Source organism: Curtobacterium ammoniigenes NBRC 101786 (genome assembly GCF_001571045.1).
Classification (GTDB): domain Bacteria; phylum Actinomycetota; class Actinomycetes; order Actinomycetales; family Microbacteriaceae; genus Curtobacterium; species Curtobacterium ammoniigenes.
This window is the reverse complement of record NZ_BCSV01000004.1, coordinates 1-17,814: the sequence shown is the minus strand read 5'-3', so window position 1 is coordinate 17,814 and position 17,814 is coordinate 1. Positions and strand designations below refer to the sequence as shown.

13 protein-coding genes are annotated in these 17,814 nt (G+C 68.2%); 8 read left to right on the top strand and 5 right to left on the bottom strand.

What is annotated here, in order from left to right; all coding sequences use genetic code 11:
* The first annotated feature begins 6 nt into the window (after positions 1-6).
* On the top strand, positions 7-2,955 hold the full coding sequence (locus CAM01S_RS09145) for a bifunctional [glutamine synthetase] adenylyltransferase/[glutamine synthetase]-adenylyl-L-tyrosine phosphorylase (protein ID WP_066520083.1): 2,949 nt from the start codon (positions 7-9) through the stop codon (positions 2,953-2,955).
* Positions 2,956-3,009: 54 nt separating this feature from the next.
* On the opposite strand, the gene glnA is transcribed toward CAM01S_RS09145, so the two are convergent.
* Positions 3,010-4,434, bottom strand: a complete 1,425-nt coding sequence (glnA, locus tag CAM01S_RS09140) for a type I glutamate--ammonia ligase (RefSeq protein WP_066520080.1) — start codon at positions 4,432-4,434, stop codon at positions 3,010-3,012.
* Between the two features lie 149 nt (positions 4,435-4,583).
* Here glnA and CAM01S_RS09135 point away from each other — a divergent pair, with 149 nt between their 5' ends.
* Positions 4,584-5,045, top strand: coding sequence for an RDD family protein (locus tag CAM01S_RS09135; RefSeq protein ID WP_066520079.1), 462 nt, complete (start codon positions 4,584-4,586; stop codon positions 5,043-5,045).
* A gap of 73 nt (positions 5,046-5,118) precedes the next feature.
* Here CAM01S_RS09135 and CAM01S_RS09130 read toward each other — a convergent pair whose 3' ends face one another.
* The gene (locus CAM01S_RS09130; protein WP_066520078.1) at positions 5,119-5,829 is read right to left on the bottom strand and encodes a DUF4191 domain-containing protein; all 711 of its coding nucleotides are present in this window, start codon (positions 5,827-5,829) and stop codon (positions 5,119-5,121) included.
* Positions 5,830-5,966: 137 nt separating this feature from the next.
* Here CAM01S_RS09130 and CAM01S_RS09125 point away from each other — a divergent pair, with 137 nt between their 5' ends.
* Positions 5,967-7,295 carry a hypothetical protein gene (locus tag CAM01S_RS09125; protein ID WP_066520075.1) on the top strand — a complete coding sequence of 443 codons (1,329 nt, stop codon included), beginning with the start codon at positions 5,967-5,969 and terminating at the stop codon, positions 7,293-7,295.
* Here CAM01S_RS09125 and sucB read toward each other — a convergent pair.
* From sucB to CAM01S_RS09110, 3 genes are all read right to left on the bottom strand, one after another.
* Positions 7,289-8,773 (bottom strand): 2-oxoglutarate dehydrogenase, E2 component, dihydrolipoamide succinyltransferase, encoded by a 1,485-nt coding sequence (gene sucB, locus CAM01S_RS09120; protein ID WP_066520073.1) that lies wholly within the window; start codon positions 8,771-8,773, stop codon positions 7,289-7,291. The genes CAM01S_RS09125 and sucB overlap by 7 nt on opposite strands.
* 68 nt (positions 8,774-8,841) lie before the next feature.
* Entirely contained in the window at positions 8,842-10,215 is a 1,374-nt protein-coding gene (lpdA, locus tag CAM01S_RS09115; RefSeq protein WP_066520070.1) for a dihydrolipoyl dehydrogenase, read from the bottom strand.
* Between the two features lie 138 nt (positions 10,216-10,353).
* Positions 10,354-11,838, bottom strand: a complete 1,485-nt coding sequence (locus tag CAM01S_RS09110; RefSeq protein ID WP_066520067.1) for a leucyl aminopeptidase — start codon at positions 11,836-11,838, stop codon at positions 10,354-10,356.
* 117 nt (positions 11,839-11,955) lie between these two features.
* On the opposite strand from CAM01S_RS09110, the gene CAM01S_RS09105 reads away from it, so the two are divergent.
* The 5 genes from CAM01S_RS09105 to CAM01S_RS09085 all read left to right on the top strand — a co-directional run bounded on the left by CAM01S_RS09105 (position 11,956) and on the right by CAM01S_RS09085 (position 17,779).
* Positions 11,956-12,870, top strand: a complete 915-nt coding sequence (locus tag CAM01S_RS09105) for a proteasome assembly chaperone family protein (RefSeq protein WP_066520065.1) — start codon at positions 11,956-11,958, stop codon at positions 12,868-12,870.
* 28 nt (positions 12,871-12,898) lie between these two features.
* Positions 12,899-14,239 (top strand): MFS transporter, encoded by a 1,341-nt coding sequence (locus CAM01S_RS09100; protein WP_066521125.1) that lies wholly within the window; start codon positions 12,899-12,901, stop codon positions 14,237-14,239.
* A gap of 206 nt (positions 14,240-14,445) precedes the next feature.
* Entirely contained in the window at positions 14,446-15,741 is a 1,296-nt protein-coding gene (locus CAM01S_RS09095) for an RNA polymerase sigma factor (RefSeq protein ID WP_174520427.1), read from the top strand.
* 5 nt (positions 15,742-15,746) lie between these two features.
* Positions 15,747-17,006, top strand: coding sequence for a MurT ligase domain-containing protein (locus tag CAM01S_RS09090; RefSeq protein WP_066520061.1), 1,260 nt, complete (start codon positions 15,747-15,749; stop codon positions 17,004-17,006).
* On the top strand, positions 17,003-17,779 hold the full coding sequence (locus CAM01S_RS09085; protein ID WP_066520058.1) for a type 1 glutamine amidotransferase: 777 nt from the start codon (positions 17,003-17,005) through the stop codon (positions 17,777-17,779). Before CAM01S_RS09090 ends, CAM01S_RS09085 begins: the two co-directional genes overlap by 4 nt.
* Positions 17,780-17,814 lie beyond the last annotated feature (35 nt).

Here is a 17,814-nt window from a genome sequence, read left to right as displayed (position 1 = left end):
CCTCGAATGAGCGACACGACGACGACGTCCCGCAGCGATCTGGCGCGCCTCGGATTCGCTGATCTGTCCGGATCACTCGAGCGGTTCACCGGACTGGAGGCGCGCCTCCCGTCAGACGTGCGCCTCCCGCTCGCATCATGGCCGGATCTCTGGGAGCGGACCGCCGACCCGGACGGTGCGCTCCGCGCGATCGAACGCCTCCTCGAGGTTGCACCCGAACCGACCATCGACGTCTTGCGCGACACGGCCGCGACGGAACGGCTCGTCCGCCTGCTCGGCGCGTCCGTCGGGCTTGCCGAGTTCTTCCAGCGTCGCCCGGCGGAGCTCGCCGTGATGCACGCACCCATCGAACCGCCGCGTGGCCAGCCGGCCTACCGCGAGTCGCTCGTCGCAGCGACCGCGGGCTGCAGCGGTGAAGCGGCGCGCGTCGCGCTCCGGGTGCGCTACCGGCGGCATCTCGCGGAGATCGCGCTGTTCGACGTGCTCCACGCGCAGCCGACGGACGCGTTCCCGGCGGTCGCAGCCGGGCTCGCCGACCTCGCCGGCGCCGCGCTCGACGTCGCGGTCGACATCGCCCGCGTCGACGTGTCCGGACCCGATGCAGCGGCAGTGCCACTGGCGGTGATCGCGATGGGCAAAGCGGGCGCCCGTGAGCTGAACTACGTGAGCGACGTGGACGTCATCTGGGTCACCGAGCCTACCGAGACCCTCGACACCGAGCGCGTGGTGCGTGCAGCGACCCGCGTCGCAATCGCCGCGACCCATGTGATCTCGGACCTCGCCGTCGAGCCGGCCCTGTGGGAGATCGATGCGAACCTCCGCCCCGAGGGCAAAGACGGCGCACTCGTGCGCACGCTCGAGTCGCATCTGGCCTACTACGCACGCTGGGCTCGCGAGTGGGAGTTCCAGGCGCTCCTCAAAGCTCGGGCGATCGCGGGATCGCGTGATCTCGGGGAGCGATACGTCGCGGCCGTCGCGCCGTACGTGTGGAACTCGTCGTCCCGTCCGGGCTTCGTCGAATCCGTGCAGCGCATGCGTGAGCGTGTCACCGAGCACATTCCTGCCGACCAGGTGGACCGCCAGCTGAAGCTCGGCCCTGGCGGGCTTCGTGATGTCGAGTTCACGGTGCAGCTGCTCCAGCTCGTGCACGGTCGCTCCGACGAGTCCGTCCGTGAGCGCTCCACGCTCGATGCGATGGCGGCGCTCACCGCTGGCGGATACGTCGGGCGGCAGGAGGCGGCACGGTTCGGTCCCGACTACGCGCTGCTGCGTGTCCTCGAGCACCGCATCCAGTTGCGCCGTCTCCAGCGCACGCACCTGATGCCGATCGACGAAGACGACCTGCGCGTTCTCGCGCGATCGAGCGGCCTGGCGAGCAGCGCCGGGCAGCTCGTCGATCGGTGGCGCGCCGTCAAGCTCGAGGTTCGCGGCCTGCACGAGCGCATGTTCTACCGGCCCCTGCTCGCCGCCGTCGCAGCGGTCGGCGACGAGGGCATCGTGCTGACCAGCGCTCAGGTGCAGGATCGTCTCTCCGCGATCGGGTTCGCGAACCCGGACGGCGCCGTCGAGCACATCCGTTCCCTGACCTCCGGGGTCTCCCGGCGAGCGACGATTCAGCGCACCCTGCTCCCGGTCCTGCTCCGGTGGATGGCGGAGGGCCCTGCCCCCGACCGTGCGCTTCTCGCGTTCCGCCGCCTCAGTGATGCCCTCGGCGATACGAGCTGGTATCTCCGCATGTTGCGCGACTCCGCCGGAGCCGCGTACGCACTCACGACGATCCTGTCGGAGTCGTCGTTCCTCGCGGGCCTGCTGGAACGCTCACCCGAAGCAGCAGCGTGGCTCGATGACCCGGACACCGCTCTTCGACCGCGTCCGGCGGCGACGCTCCTGCAGGAGGCACGTGCGACGGTGAACCGACATGGTGACGATCCGTCGGCAGCGGCCACGATCCTCCGTGCCGCGCGCCGCCGGGAGACGCTCCGGCTCGGGATGGCCGCGGTGCTCGGAACGCTCAGCGTCGACGAGTTGGGAGGAGCGCTGTCCGACGTCTCCGAGGCGATGCTGACCGGTGCGCTCGCCATCGCCAGGCAGGGTGTCGGGGAGGGGCTGGAGTTCGGCATCATCGCCATGGGGCGGTTCGGTGGGCGCGAGCTCGGGTTCGGCTCCGACGCCGACATCCTCTACGTGTATCGCGCCGATGGCTGGGATCCCGAAGCGGCCGCGCGGGCTGCCCGGGCGATCGTGAGCCGGATCAACGAGGTCACCGAAGACGCGCTCTATCCGTTCGAGCTCGACATCGACTTGCGCCCGGAGGGCAAGAATGGGCCTCCCGTCCGCACGCTCGAGTCGTACGCGGCCTATTACGCGCGGTGGTCGCTCACCTGGGAGGCGCAAGCACTGTTGCGCGCTCGGGGCGCGGTCGGCGACGAGGTGCTGCTCCGGAACTTCGAGCACATCGCCGACCTGACGCGGTATCCGGAATCGCTCTCCGAGCGAGAGGTCCGTGAGGTCAAGCGCATCAAAGCGCGCGTCGAAGCCGAACGCCTGCCGCGCGGAGCGGATCCGGCACGCCACCTCAAGCTCGGACGCGGCTCGTTGAGCGACGTCGAGTGGTTCGTGCAGCTGATGCAGTTGCAGCACGGGCTCAGCGTTCCGGGCCTCCGGACCACGTCGACGCTCGACGCGCTTCGCGCCGCTACGGTCGCGGGCTTCGTCGACCCGATCGACGCCGAGCGTCTCGAGGCCGGATGGATCATCGCATCCCGAGCGCGGAGCGCGCTCGTCCTGTGGTCCGGGAAGACCACGGACGTGCTCCCCATCGATCGTGCACAGCTCGACGGCGTGGCACGGCTGCTTGAGTATCCGCCCGGCTCTGCGACGCAACTCGAGGAGGACTACCTCGGGACCACCCGTCGAGCGCGCCAGGTGTTCGAGCGCTTGTTCTACGGGCAGTGACGATCGAGGGGCCTCGCACCAGGTGGTGCGAGGCCCCTCGATCGTTGGCAGGGATCAGACGCCGAAGTACAGCTCGTACTCGAACGGGTGCGGACGCTGCGCCATCGGGAGGATCTCCTTCTCGCGCTTGTAGTCGATCCACGTGCTGATGAGGTCCTCGGTGAACACGTTCCCCTTCGTCAGGAACTCGTGGTCAGCCTCCAGCGCGTCGAGCGCCTCGGAGAGCGACCCCGGAACCTGCGGGATGTTCTTCGCTTCCTCCGGGGGGAGCTCGTAGAGGTCCTTGTCCACGGGCTCGTGCGGCTCGATGCGGTTCTGGATGCCGTCGAGGCCCGCCATGAGCTGCGCGGCGAACGCCAGGTAGGGGTTTCCGGAGGCGTCTGGCGCGCGGAACTCGATGCGCTTCGCCTTCGGGTTCGTCCCCGTGATCGGGATGCGGATCGAGGCGGACCGGTTGCCGGCGGAGTAGACGAGGTTGACCGGCGCTTCGAATCCCGGAACGAGGCGGTGGTACGAGTTCACCGTCGGGTTCGTGAAGGCGAGGACAGCCGGGGCGTGCTTCAGGATCCCGCCGATGTACCAGCGGGCGATGTCCGAGAGGCCGCCGTATCCGTTCTCGTCGTAGAAGAGCGGCTTGCCGTCGTTCCACAGGGACTGGTGGGTGTGCATTCCCGAGCCGTTGTCACCGAAGAGGGGCTTCGGCATGAACGTGGCGACCTTGCCCCACTGCTCGGCCGTGTTCTTGACGATGTACTTGAACTTCAGGATGTCGTCGGCCGCGTGGACCATCGTGTCGAACTTGTAGTTGATCTCCTGCTGGCCGCCGGTGCCGACCTCGTGGTGCGCACGCTCCACCTCCAGGCCGGCGTCGATCAGCTTCAGCGTGATGTCGTCACGAACGTCTGCGGTCTTGTCGACCGGGGAGACCGGAAAGTACCCACCCTTGTACGCGGTCTTGTTGGCGAGGTTGCCGCCCTCTTCGACGCGGCCGGTGTTCCACGCGCCCTCTTCGGAGTCCACCGCGTAGAAGCTCTGGTTCTGCTTCACCTCGTAGCGGACGTCGTCGAAGATGTAGAACTCGGCTTCGGGAGCGAAGAACGCCGTGTCAGCGATGCCGGTCGAGGCGAGATACTTCTCCGCCTTCTTCGCGACCTGACGCGGGTCGCGGCCGTAGATCTCACCGTTGCGCGGGTTGTAGATGTCGAACACCATGACCAGCGTCCGCTCCGCACGGAACGGATCGACGTACGCCGTCGTGACGTCCGGGATCAACTGCATGTCGGACTCGTGAATCGACGCGAATCCGCGGATCGACGAACCGTCGAACAGCTGTCCGACGGAGAAGAAGTCCTCGTCGACCGTGGAGGCGGGGATGTTGAAGTGCTGCTGGACCCCGGGGAGGTCCGTGAAGCGGATGTCGAGGAACTTGACGTCCGTGTCCTTGATGAACGCGAGCACCTCGGAGGAATCACTGAACATGTGGTCGTTCTCCAATGGCGGGTGGTGAGTCAGGAGCCAGGAGGCTACCTCCGACGAGGCTATTGACACGCGGTTTCCCCAACGTGACTGCCCTGTTTCCGGCGTGTTACGCCAGCCGCCATTCCGCGCCGCTCCCGTACGCTGGGTGTATGGCTCGATCTCGCCCTACCGCCCGTGCCGTACCGCGAGACGGCCTCGAGTCGACCGATTCGTGGCCCGGTAAGGATCTCGGTCTTCCAGCGGACGGACCGCGGAGCGTCGGTCGGCTTGGGCGGCGTGTCGTCGCGCTCGTCATCGATGGCGCGCTGACCGATCTCGTTGCGTTCCTGTTCCGCGTCTGGACGCCGACCGCGCCGTCGCACGGCGTGAACTGGGGAATCGTAGCGATCTACTTCGTGCTGCAGGTCGGTTTCATCGCCCTGCTGTCCGGGTCGTTCGGCCAGATCTGTGTCGGCCTCCGGGTCGTGCCCATTCGCGGCGGATACGTCGGTGTCGTTCGGCCGATCGTCCGGACACTCCTGCTGTGTCTCGTGGTCCCGGCGCTCATCTGGGATCGAGACCAGCGCGGGCTCCATGATCGCGCGGCGGGGACGGTGCTCGTGCGCCGCTAGCGCGCGCCCCTGGACCGCTTCGGGCGTCCTTCACTCACGGCCGGCACTGTCCCGCAGCCAGGCGGTCGTTCGATCAGCGGGGTCGTCCGGCCCGAACGCGCATGGGGTCGATGCCTTTGGGCATCGCGGCAGTTGGGGAGTGCGTCATCGACTCGAGGCGGTTCGCCACCGCGAGGACCTCGTTGCGGTTGAGCGATCGCTTCAGCCGGTTCATTCGGCGCGCGAGCTTGGGGAGCGTGACCTCGCCGTCACCGTTTCCGACGGCGAGCACGGTCAGTGCGACGTTCGGGACGATGCGGTGCACCTTCCGCTTCTCTTCCTCGAGGAGGCGGGTCAGAACCGTGTGCTGCCCTTCGGTGATGAGCACGACGCCGGGCAAGCCGACGGCGCGATAGATCGCGGATTGCGAGCGGCCGTGCATCGCGACCGGCATCTCGCTGGCGCGCCAGTTGCGTCGCAGCGACTGAGCCAGCACGGACCCGACCGCGCCCGGCTGGCCTTCGATCTGACTGTATGCGGCACGTTCGGCCAGCCGACCGAGCGCGATGAGGAACAGCAGCACACCGGCGAGGACGCCCAGCACGATCCAGATGATCTCGCCGAGCACGGTCTGCCCGGGGAGCGCGAATGCGAGGACGAGACCGGCGACGACCGGCGCGCCGAACGCGAGGATGAACCACCAGATCGACTGCGGATTGATGCGCCGGGTCATCTTGAAGACCTGGTACATCTGCTTCAGACGACCGGGCTCCTTGTCAGCGCTGTCGCTGGTAGTTCGTGCCATGCGTCCAGGATACGACCCCGCCGCAGCGCGGCGCTCCGCTGTCGGCCCGGTCCCTCAACAGTGCCGCCAGCCTCGCGCAGTGCACAGTGTCGGCTCCGGGAAGAGCGGACGCGTCGCGATTGGTGACACTCGATCGCATGGTCGATGCCTCGCCCCCCGTCGATAGCCGCCGAGTCCTCGATCGAGCGCGCGCGCAGGAGCGACACCTCTGCCCCATTGCCTCGGTGGGCACCGACGACAGCGGCGAGCTCGTCCTTCGCTTCGATCAGGTCTCGGGAACGCCGCTGCCAGAGGCGTTGGACTTGTTCGGGGCATTGAGCACCGGCGTCGCGGTGACGCTGTCACTGCCGCTCGTCGACCTCGCACGGATGCTGGTCGATGCGGGCACGCCGATCGGCGCGGTGCGGCTGGATGACATTCTCATCGACGACAGCGGCGCACCGATCGTCGTCGATCGAATGCCGATCGATGGAAGCGGGCTGCGTGGGATCCTCGTCGGTGTCCGGAGCGTCTGGGACCGCGTCGACCCGCGCGTGGCTGAGCGCCAGCACGTCGATGACGCGATCGGTTCAGCGCTGGCTGCCTGCGTCGCAGGCGGCGAATCCGACCCTGCGGCGCATGGCCTCTCGCGGTCGCTCCTGCAGGTTCGCAGCGTCATCGTCGCCGCGGGCCCGGCTCGGCCGGTCCGCTGGGAGATCCCCGCTGCTCGTGTCGAGCAGCCGACGCCGCACGGCGCTGGGATGCGGGGTCTGGCGCGAGTGCTTGGTCGCATCATGACGGATGGGATACCGCTCGGTATGCATCGTCGGATCCCCGCACGAAGGGCGCTCATCGCGGCAGTCGTCGCAACCGGCGCTGCCCTCAGTTTCTTTGCGATCCTCCCCGCTCCCGAGGAGCAGCGGTCGCCGGTCGCCGATGCGACGCAGTCATCGACCGGGTTTCGGACTCCGGTTGCTCCGGCGTCGGCCGGCGCGACAGCCGACCCCTCCGGCACGGATGGCAGCGACCCTGCCGTCGGCGGCCCCGATCGCGAGGGACCAACCGCCGATGATCGGGCCTCTGCAGGTCACGAGCGCGATACCGCGACCGGATTCGCCGACGATCACGTCGACCGGACGGATGAGTCGGCGACGGAGGCGGCGGTCCGGTTGATGAATCGCCGCCGGGAGTGTAGAACCAGCGCCGACCAGCGGCGTTGCCTGGCGACCACGACGGCGCCAGGCGGCGCCCAGCGCGCACGGGATGCGGCCGCACCGACGCCACCAGACGCGCTGCAACCGTGGACGACCGCGGCGGTCGTCCAGGACATGAACGACGGGGCCGACGAGCGCGCGCTGATCCGGGTCGAAGACATTTCGGGCATGCAAACGGCCTCGGTGCTCATTATGCGCACCGAGGCCGTTTGGCTGATCATGGCCGAGGTCCTCGGTCCAGAGGCGTCCTCAGTCAGTCCTGCCGATCAGTAGCCGAGGTTCGGACCGAAGTTGCCCTCCTCGAGGCGCGTCTTCACGGCGACGAGGTAGCGGGCTGCGTCCGCGCCGTCGATGATCCGGTGATCGTAGGACAGTGCCAGGTAGACCATCGAGCGAATTGCGATCGCCTCTTGTCCGTCGACCGTGACGACGGCGGGCTTCTTCACGACGATGCCCGTTCCGAGGATCGCGGACTGGGGCAGGAAGACCACCGGGGTGTCGAAGAGCGCACCGCGCGACCCGGTGTTCGTCAGCGTGAAGGTTCCACCGGCGAGCTCGTCCGGCTTCAGCTGGTTGTTGCGAGTCCGATCGGCAAGATCGGCGATCGCTCCCGACAACTGCGCCAGGGACAGGTCGGAAGCGTCCCGGATGACCGGCGTCAGCAGACCACGTTCGGTGTCGACCGCGATCGACAGGTTCTCGGAGTCCGGGAAGACGATCTCCTCACCCTCAACCGTCGCGTTCAGCTTCGGGTGGGCCTTCAGCGCCTCTGCTGCAGCGAGCGCGAAGAAGGGCATGAAGCTGAGCTTCGTTCCGGTCTTCTCGAGGAACTCGCGCTTGCGCGCGTCGCGGAACTGGGCAACCTTCGTCACGTCGACCTCGACAACGCTCGTCAGCTGCGCCGTCGACTGCATGGACTGCACCGCGCGCTCTGCGACGACCTTGCGAAGACGGGTCATCTTCTCGCGCGTTCCGCGCAGCGGGGACACCGGGGCGACGAACGGACCTGACGGCGACGCGGCGGGCTGCGCAGCGGAGGAGGACTTCGCGGCGGCCGCAGCGAGCACGTCCTCCTTGCGGATCCGGCCGCCGACGCCCGATCCGGTCACGGTTGCCAGGTCGACGCCCTGCTCGTTGGCGAGCTTGCGAACCAGCGGCGTCACGTACCCGGAGCCGCCGGCGTTTCCAGGGGCAGGGACTGAGGCCGACGGGGCGGGCTGAGCGGGCGCCTCCTGGCTCGTCGCGACAGGAGCCGGGGGAGCTGCGACCGGCGGCGGTACCGGAGCGGCTGCGGGAGCCGGGGCAGCCGCTGGCGGCGCTGCCGGTGCCGGAGCCGCCGCGGGCATGCTCTGGCCACTCGGCGCCGGCTCGGCGGGAGCGGCGGGAGCCGCCGGAGCGGGCACCTCGTCGTCCTGCTCCGTGCTCGGAGCAGCCTGGGGCTCCTCGGCCTCGGCGGCCTGCTCGTTGGCGGACTCGGCGTCGCCGGCATCACCGGCGGGCTCGCCCGAGCCGGAGCCGTCGCCGATGCGGACCAGCGCCGTTCCGACCTCGACCGTCTCGTCCTCCTGCACGAGGATCTCCTCGACCACGCCCGCAATCGGCGACGGGATCTCGGTGTCGACCTTGTCCGTCGAGACCTCGAGCAGCGGCTCGTCGACCTCGACCCGGTCACCGACGTTCTTCAGCCAGCGGGTGACCGTTCCCTCGGTGACGCTCTCGCCGAGCGCCGGGAGGTTGACGGATTCGCTCATCAGGGGGACTCCTCTAGGCGGTTTCTTCAGTGGATGATGTCGTTACGGCGACGCGTGATCTTCGTCGATCAGAGCGCGTGGAGCGGCTTCCCCGCAAGGTGCAGGAACGCCTCTCCGAGTGCCTCGTTCTGGGTGGGGTGGGCGTGGATCAGCGGCGCGATGTCCTCCGGGTACGCCTCCCAGTTCACCGCGAGCTGCGCCTCCCCGATGAGTTCGCCGACGCGCGCGCCGATCATGCTGACGCCGAGCACCGGCCCGTCGATCAGGCGAACGACCTTGACCGCGCCGGACGTCCCGATGATGTGGCTTCGGCCGTTCCCGGCCAAGTTGTACTCGTAGGTGTCCACCTTGTCGGCGCCGTACTCTGCTTCTGCCTTGGCCTGCGAGAGCCCGACCGATGCGACCTCGGGGTCGGAGTAGGTGACCTTCGGGATGTTCTTGTCCTCGATCACCACCGGGTTCATTCCGGCGATCTCCTCCGCGACGAAGATGCCCTGCTGGAATCCGCGGTGCGCCAGCTGCAGCCCGGGGACGATGTCACCGACGGCGTACACACCCGGCACGTTCGTCTCGAGGCGATCGTTGGTCAGCACGTAGCCGCGATCCATGGCGACGCCGACCTCGTCGAAGCCGAGACCCTGGGTGACCGGTCCGCGGCCGACCGCGACGAGGAGGATGTCGCCGTCGAAGGTCTTGCCGTCCTCCAGCGTCACGTGGACGCCGTTGTCGCTCTGCTCGACGCTCTGGAAGCGGACGCCGAGCGAGAACTCGATACCGCGCTTCCGGAACGCGCGCTCGAGCTGCTTCGACATCGACTCGTCTTCCGCGGGGATGAGGTGCGGCAGCGCCTCGACGATCGTGACGTCCGCGCCGAACGACTTCCACACGCTCGCGAACTCGACACCGATGACGCCGCCGCCGAGGATCACGACCTTGTTCGGGACGTAGTCCATCCGCAGCGCGGTCTCAGAGGTGATCACGCGGCCGGAGATCTCGAGGCCGGGCAGCGACTTCGACGTCGAGCCGGTCGCGAGCACGACCTTCTTTCCGGTGATCGTCTGGTCGCCCACCTGAACGGTCGTGGGGGAGGTGAGGCGCCCCCACCCCTCGACAACGGTGATTCCCCGCGCCTTGACCAGACCCTGGAGGCCCTTGAACTTCGAGGAGATCACGCCCTGCTGGTACTCGATCACCTTGGGCACATCGACGTGGTCGAAGTGCGCGACGACCCCGAACTTCTCGGACTCCTTCGCGCCGTCTGCGATCTCAGCCGCATGCAGGAGCGCCTTCGTCGGGATGCACCCGCGGTGCAGACACGTTCCGCCGAGCTTGTCGCCTTCGATCAGCGCGACGTTCATGCCGAGCTCCGCGCCCCGAAGGGCTGCGGCATAGCCGCCGCTGCCGCCGCCGAGGATTACGACGTCGTAGGTCTGTTCCGTCACCTGGTGCAACTCCTTCGTGCGCGTGAACCGCGACTGCTTGTGCTGGACGCCGCGTTCGTGGCGTTCGAGAGCGCGGATCGTGGTGGATCCGGCTGTCTCGGGACGGCCCGGATCGAGCCGTCCCGAGCAACGACCCTACTACTCGGCGCCCATGTCTTCTGCGAGGCTCAACAGGGTCCGGACCATGACACCCGTCGCTCCCTTGCCAAGCCAGCCCGCGCCTCCGCCACGGTTCTCGGCGGGCCCCGCGATGTCGAGGTGCGCCCACGGGATAGTCGCGCCGTCGCTGTCGGTGCCCACGAACTTCTGCAGGAACCGGCCGGCGAGCAGCATGCCTGCTGCTGGCTGGCCCGGCGTTGCGTTGACGATGTCGGCGACGTCGCTCGCGAGCCGCGCATCGAGCTCCTCGGGCAGCGGCATCGGCCAGACCGCCTCACCGACGGCCGACGCGGCGGTGCGGACACGTTCGACCAGCGCGTCGTCGCCCATCAGGCCGCTCGTGCGATCACCGAGGGCGACCATCTGCGCGCCCGTGAGCGTCGCGACGTCGACGATCGCGTCGGGGTGCTCGTCTGACGCCGCGACGAGGCCGTCGCCGAGCACGAGGCGGCCTTCCGCGTCGGTGTTCGTCACCTCGACGGTGATGCCGTTCTTCAGGGTGAGCACGTCGCCCGGTCGCGTCGCGGACCCGGAGGGCATGTTCTCCGCGAGGCAGAGCCAGGCCGTGATCCGCACCGGTAGCCCGAGCCGGGCCGCGGCGAGCGTCGTGGCGAGGATCGTCGCCGCCCCCGTCATGTCGTCCTTCATCCCGAGCATCGCCGTCGCAGGCTTCAGCGACAGGCCGCCGGAGTCGAAGGTGATGCCCTTGCCGACGAGCGCCAGGTGCTTCGCCGCAGACTCGGGCTCGTATCGGGCGATCACGACGCGAGGTGGCCGGACGGAGCCGCGGCCCACGCCGATGACGCCGCCGAATCCCTGCGCCTCGAGCTGTGTCTCATCGAGGACCTCCAGTCGAATCGGGAGGCCCGCAGCAGCCTCCGCAGCCGCATCAGCGACGTCCGATGGACCGAGGTGGCCGGCGCCCGTGTTGACCAGGTCGCGGACCAGCGCGACCGCGTCGCCGATGATGGAGGCGCGCATCACGTCCGTCTCAGCGCCGTCGCCGATCACCGTGATGATCTGGTCGCCGCGCACCGGGCTCGTCGTTCCGGTTCCGTGGTGCTTGGTGAATACGTACGCGCCGAGCGCCGCGCCCTCGAGCGCGGCTGCGGTGAGCTCCGCGTCCGACGACGGCAATCCGATCGCGATCGAGCCGACGGTCGGAAGCTGGCGCACTGCGCTGCCTGCGGCGTACCGGATGCTGTCGGCGCTCACCGGGCTGCCCAGGCCGATCAGTGCGATCGATCGCGCCGCGAGCCCGGTGGCGGGGAGGCGTACCAACTGGTCCTTGGCGCCGGTCACCCCGAGCGCCACGAGATCGAAACCGAGTTCGACCGGGCCGATCGCGGAGGGCGCGATCGAGGGGCCGTCGCCGTGATCGGCGGGGAGGACCCCGAACACGATGACGTCGGCATCGACGGACTCTGGACGTTCGGAGGAGATCGAGAGAGTGGGGTGCGCCATACGCCGACCCTATCGGCGCAGGCATCGGCGCTGGCACCGGCGCAGGCATCGGCGACGTTCGCTGCAGGCGTCCGGGACAACCCGTGCGGCATCACGGGACCGCCTACGATGGGCGTGATGGAACACCCCGAGGAGCTCTACTCGCTCGAACCGATCGCGGACGAGGTTCCCGCCGGTTTGCATCTCGTCGCTGCGCTGACCGGGTTCGTCGATGCGGGCGGCACCGTCGCGCAGATCACGGCCACGCTGGCGGACGGACCATCCGCACAGCTCGTGGGTGCCTTCGACCTCGACGCGCTCCTCGATTACCGGGCGCGTCGGCCGGTGATCACCTTCGAACAGGACCACATCACCGCAGTGTCGATGCCGCGACTCGCACTGCATCTCGTGCGGGACGAGCTCGGGCAGCCATTCCTGTTCCTCTCCGGATACGAGCCTGATTTCCAGTGGGACCGCTTCGTTCGCGCGGTGATCGCGTTGGCGGACCGCTTCGCTGTCGCTGACGTGACCTGGGTGCAGGCGATCCCGATGCCGGTCCCGCACACGCGGCCGATCGGGCTCACGATCAGCGGGACGCGACGTGAACTCGCGCAATCCCTGAGCGTGTGGAGGCCCGAGACCCAGGCGCCGGCGAATGTGCTGCATCTTGTCGAGCACCGGCTCGCCGACCGGGGAGACGTCGTTGTCGGCTTGGTCATGCTGGTGCCGCACTACTTGGCCGACACGGAATATCCGGATGCCGCGATCGCCGCGCTCTCGGCGATCGGTTCCACAACGGGTCTCATTTTGCCGACCGAAGCGCTGCGCGACGAGGCGCGCGACTTCATCGCTCGCGTGGACGAGCAGGTTGGCGGAAACCCGGAGCTTCAGCGCCTCGTCGCGGCGTTGGAGGAGCGGCACGACACCTACATGGCGGGCAATCCTCTCGGCTCACCGCTGACCGGGGCCGATGGCGAGATGCCGACGGCCGACTCGATCGCCGCAGAGCTCGAGCGCTTCTTGGCCGACCGTCGGGACGACGACCCGCGCTGAGGCTCCCGCCCCCGGTAGCGTGAAGGGCGTGAACTCCCGTCGCGCATGGCTGATCTGGGGCATCGCGGTGTTCGCCTATGTGCTCGCGGTCATGCAGCGGTCGACACTCGGCGTCTCGGGAGTGCAGGCGCAGGAGCGATTCGCCGTCTCAGCGACGGTGCTCTCGACGCTCGCGGTCGTCCAGATCGCCGTCTACGCCGGGCTGCAGGTGCCGGTCGGCGTGCTGCTCGACCGGGTGGGTCCCCGGCGGCTCGTGCTCACCGGCGCCGTGCTCCTCGCGCTCGGGCAATTGGTCGTCGCGATGTCGGGAACGATCGGCCTGGCCATCCTCGGTCGCGTTCTCGTCGGCGCGGGCGACGCGATGACGTTCATCTCGGTCGTGCGGCTGCTGCCGATGTGGTTCACGGGGCCCGTGCTTCCTCAGATATCGCAGTGGACCGGCAACCTCGGGCAGCTCGGACAGATCGCGTCGGCGTTCCCGTTCACGATCCTCCTGCGGAGCCTCGGATGGTCCTGGGCGTATGCGACTGCGGCTGCCGTCAGCCTCGTCGGTGCCACGCTCGTGGCGTTCGTCGTCCGGAATGGCCCGATCGCGATCCGGACCGGAGCGATTCCCGTCGCCGGCGGTCGCCACGATGCGCTCGGAACCTTTCTGCAGGCGGTTCGGCGCCCGGGCACGCAACTCGGGTTCTGGTCGCATTTCGTGACACAGTCCTCCGGAACCGTCTTCACACTGCTCTGGGGCGTTCCGATGCTCGAGCGCGGACTCGGCTACTCGCCGGACGCGGCGGCGGGCCTCCTGACGGTGATCGTCGTGGTCGGATTCATCGTCGGACCGATCCTCGGCCTGCTCTGCGCGCGCTTTCCGCTTCGTCGGTCGAACCTGGTGCTCGGGATCGTGGTGGCGCTCGGCGTCGTCTGGACAGCCGTGCTTCTCTGGCCGCATCACCCGCCGGTCTGGCTGATGGTCCTCCTCGTCGTTGTCCTCGGGATCGGCGGACCGGGTTCGCTGATCGGGTTCGACTTCGCGCGAACCTTCAATCCGATCGGTGCGCTCGGGTCCGCCAACGGAATCGTCAACGTGGGTGGGTTCCTCGCCGCCTTCGTGATGATGTTCGGCGTCGGCGAGATCCTCGACATCGTTCATCGCGCGACCGGCGCGTCCACGTACTCGTGGGACGCCTTCCGCGCGGCGATGACCATCCAATATGTGGTCATCGGCATCGGCGTCATCATGCTCGTCCGAGCGCGTCGCCGCACTCGGGCGCTCCTGCACCGCGAGGAGGGAATACAGGTGGGTCCGCTCTGGGTTGCACTCATCGTGCGGTGGCGACGGACCGGACGCATCGGCCGTCGGAGCGTGCAATAATACGAGTGGACCCGTTGCGGGTTCCTTGCACCGTTTTTCCGTGAAGCCCGGTGCGGATCACGATCCGCTACCAGGCCCGACGTTCTGCGAGCGTAAGGGACTTGACAAGGGTCCTCATGCTGCCCGCGCGTCGGTCTTCTCCCCGGCTCGCTGTGACAGCGGACGAGGTCGCACCGCGAATGCGACATGACAGGAGAGGTGATCGCATGGCCGCTCGAAGCACGACAATCGATCCCACGAAGACCGACGCCGCACCGGACGAATCCGGCGCGGACGACACGACAGCTGCAGGCGCGACGAAGGCCGCGAAGAAGCCTGCCACCAAGAAGACCGCCAAGCCGCGGGCCAAGAAGTCCGACTCCGTCGACACGGATCCCGCCGACTCCGAGGAGGAGCTCCCCGAGGACGCGGACGCCGACTCCGATGTCGAGCCGGAGGCTGCGACCGACGACAAGGACGCCGCCGACGACGACACCGACGAGGACCAGGACGACACGGAGGCAGCGGCCGGCCAGCCCGCGCCCGCCGGTGCGCTCGTCATCTCGCAGGACGACGATGACGAGATCCCGGTCTACTCGACCACCATCACCGGCGCGACTGCGGACCCGGTGAAGGACTACCTCAAGCAGATCGGAAAGGTCGCACTGCTCAACGCCGAGCAGGAGGTCGAGCTTGCGATGCGGATCGAGGCAGGGCTCTTCGCCGAGGACAAGCTGCAGCATTCGACCGGGCTCAGCAAGCAGGAGGAGCGCGAGCTTCGGTGGGTCGCTCGTGACGGCCAGCGTGCGAAGTCCCACTTGCTCGGCGCGAACCTCCGTCTGGTGGTCTCGCTCGCCAAGCGGTACACCGGCCGCGGCATGCAGTTCCTGGATCTGATCCAAGAGGGCAACCTCGGGCTCATCCGTGCTGTCGAGAAGTTCGACTACACGAAGGGCTTCAAGTTCTCGACCTACGCGACCTGGTGGATCCGCCAGGCCATCACGCGTGCCATGGCCGACCAGGCTCGCACGATCCGGATTCCGGTCCACATGGTCGAGGTCATCAACAAGCTCGCCCGCGTGCAGCGGCAAATGCTGCAGGATCTCGGACGTGAGCCAACGCCCGAGGAGCTCGCCCGGGAGTTGGACATGACCCCCGAGAAGGTCATCGAGGTGCAGAAGTACGGCCGCGAGCCGATCTCGCTGCACACGCCGCTCGGCGAAGACGGCGACAGCGAGTTCGGCGACCTCATCGAGGACACGGAGGCCGTGGTGCCGGCGGATGCCGTCGGCTTCACCATGCTGCAGAAGCAACTGGAGAGCCTCCTCGACTCGCTTTCGGAGCGCGAGGCGGGTGTCATCCGGATGCGCTTCGGGCTCGGAGACGGCATGCCAAAGACGCTCGACCAGATCGGCGACACGTTCGGTGTCACGCGCGAGCGGATCCGCCAGATCGAATCGAAGACGATGGCGAAGCTCCGCCATCCGTCCCGCTCGCAGTCGCTCCGCGACTACCTCGAGTAGGCGGCGTGCGTTTCGTCATCCCGATCCTCATCGGGCGGATCCTCCGCGCCATCGCGCGAACGCGAGGCGGGGGATCCGCCTACCCGGGGTTCGTGCTCCTGAAGCTGGTTCCCGACTTTCTCTCGCACGTCGCCCGGCAGTTCCCGAACGGCATCGTGTTCGTCCTGGGGTCGAACGGAAAGTCGACGACCACCCACATGATCTCGGAGATCATGCGGGCGCACGGACGCCGCGTCTTCACGAATCCGACGGGTGCGAACCTCCCGCAGGGCATCACATCGGCGCTGCTCTCCGAGGTCTCGCTGACGGGACGCCTGAAGTCCGACATCGGCATCCTCGAGGTGGACGAGGCGTTCGCGGTCGAACTCGCGGGCATCCTGCGGCCGACCACCGTCACGATGCTCAATGTTCAGGTCGACCAGCTCTATCGGTTCTACGAGACCGAGCGCGTTGCGAAGATGATGCTCGACACTGCGGCGCTCGCGGCGAGCACCGTGGTCACGAACCGCGACGACCAGTTCCTCACCGCCTTCACCAGCGATGACAAGCGGGTCCTGCGGTTCGGTGCGAGCCCGGAGGTCGTGGCGGCCAGCCCGAACGGGCTCCAGAACGCGGATGACTTCTCCGCGGCGCTCGACCGCGCGGCAGAGCCCGCCGACGCGGAGGTGGTCGGCGTCGCTCCTGACGGCGCGCGCATCGCGATCGGCGGCGAGGAGATCGCGGTCCGACTGCCGGCACGCGGTTTGCACTACGCCGTCGACGCTGCGGCAGCGATGGCCACCGCTCGGGTCGCCTTAGGCAGCGCCTTCGACGCATCGCGCGTGACAGCCGCGTTCGCGGGCATGAAGCCAGCGTATGGCCGCGGGGAGCGACTGCCGATCGCCGGCGAGTTCGCGGAGTTCACGATGTTCAAGAACGCGGCGAGTCTTCAGCTCAATCTCGACGCCTTGCCCGAGCATCCCGAGCAGGTCCTCATGGCGATCGATGAGGGGACCCCCGATATCTCCTGGATCTACGACATCGACTTCTCGCGCCTGGATCACGTTGACGTCGTCTCCGGCGACAAGGCCTGGCAGATCGCCCTCGCGCTCGAGCATTCCGGGGTCAGTATCGGCTCGGTGGAGCCTGATGTGGAGACGGCGATCAATCGCATGTCCGCGCTCGGGCCGACGCAGAGCGGAACCAAGCACTTCATCGTCAACTACGAGATCATGATGATCGCGCGTCGATCGCTCGGTCATCCGGATCTGGAGAACGCCGCATGAGCGCCGACCGACTGGTCCTGCTGCATCTGTATCCACGCCAGATGGGTGTCTCCGGGGACCGTGGCAACGTCACGACCCTGGTCCGACGCGCCGCAGCCGCCGATATCGAGGTCGAGGTCGTCCTGCACAGCCCGGGTGACTCGGTGCCCTCGCATGCCGATCTCGTGGTCGTCGGAAACGGCCCGCTGAGCGCGATGCGCGCGCTGGAGTCGGACGTGCAGCGCGTGAGCCCGGCCATTCGAGCGTTCGCATCGTCGGGCGTGCCGGTCGTGGCCGTCGGGGGCGGTTTCGATCTCGCGACGAAGGAGATCGTGCCCACGACGGGCTCGCCGATCAATGGACTCGGCGTCTTCGATGCTCGCGCCGTTCGCGGCGCCGAACGGCGGGTGAACTACTTCATCCTCGACACGCGCTATCCGCTGCTCGCGGGTGCGTCGCGCCGCGTGCGCGGCTTCGAGGACCACGCCACGCGGATCGAGAACACGGACCCGGGGGCTGTCTTCGCAGACGTCGTCAGCGGAGGGGGTAACCAGGCTGGGGCGCCGACCGAGGGTGCGATCGCGGGAGCCTCGTTCGGCACGCACACGCAGGGCCCACTGTTGCCCCTGAATCCGCAGCTCACCGACGCGGTGCTCAATGCTGCGCTCAGCCGGGTCGGCCGGGCGTACGAGCCGGATCGCGCCGCGCTCGCAGCGCTCGACGAATACGCCCGGAACGCGGGCGCGACGATCGATCGATTCGTCGATAAGGCGTTCAAGCGCATGTCTGCCTAGTCGGCGTGCGGCGGCATGGGTGCCGAGTGCCCCCA

Bases quoted from the DNA above. Each gene is read 5' to 3' on its own strand.
- CAM01S_RS09145 (WP_066520083.1), top strand. From the start codon at position 7: ATGAGCGACACGACGACGACGTCCCGCAGCGATCTGGCGCGCCTCGGA.
- CAM01S_RS09105 (WP_066520065.1), top strand. From the start codon at position 11,956: ATGGAACACCCCGAGGAGCTCTACTCGCTCGAACCGATCGCGGACGAG.
- CAM01S_RS09110 (WP_066520067.1), bottom strand. From the start codon at position 11,838: ATGGCGCACCCCACTCTCTCGATCTCCTCCGAACGTCCAGAGTCCGTC.
- CAM01S_RS09135 (WP_066520079.1), top strand. From the start codon at position 4,584: ATGGCTCGATCTCGCCCTACCGCCCGTGCCGTACCGCGAGACGGCCTC.
- CAM01S_RS09085 (WP_066520058.1), top strand. From the start codon at position 17,003: ATGAGCGCCGACCGACTGGTCCTGCTGCATCTGTATCCACGCCAGATG.
- glnA (WP_066520080.1), bottom strand. From the start codon at position 4,434: ATGTTCAGTGATTCCTCCGAGGTGCTCGCGTTCATCAAGGACACGGAC.
- CAM01S_RS09130 (WP_066520078.1), bottom strand. From the start codon at position 5,829: ATGGCACGAACTACCAGCGACAGCGCTGACAAGGAGCCCGGTCGTCTG.
- sucB (WP_066520073.1), bottom strand. From the start codon at position 8,773: ATGAGCGAATCCGTCAACCTCCCGGCGCTCGGCGAGAGCGTCACCGAG.
- CAM01S_RS09125 (WP_066520075.1), top strand. From the start codon at position 5,967: ATGGTCGATGCCTCGCCCCCCGTCGATAGCCGCCGAGTCCTCGATCGA.
- CAM01S_RS09095 (WP_174520427.1), top strand. From the start codon at position 14,446: ATGGCCGCTCGAAGCACGACAATCGATCCCACGAAGACCGACGCCGCA.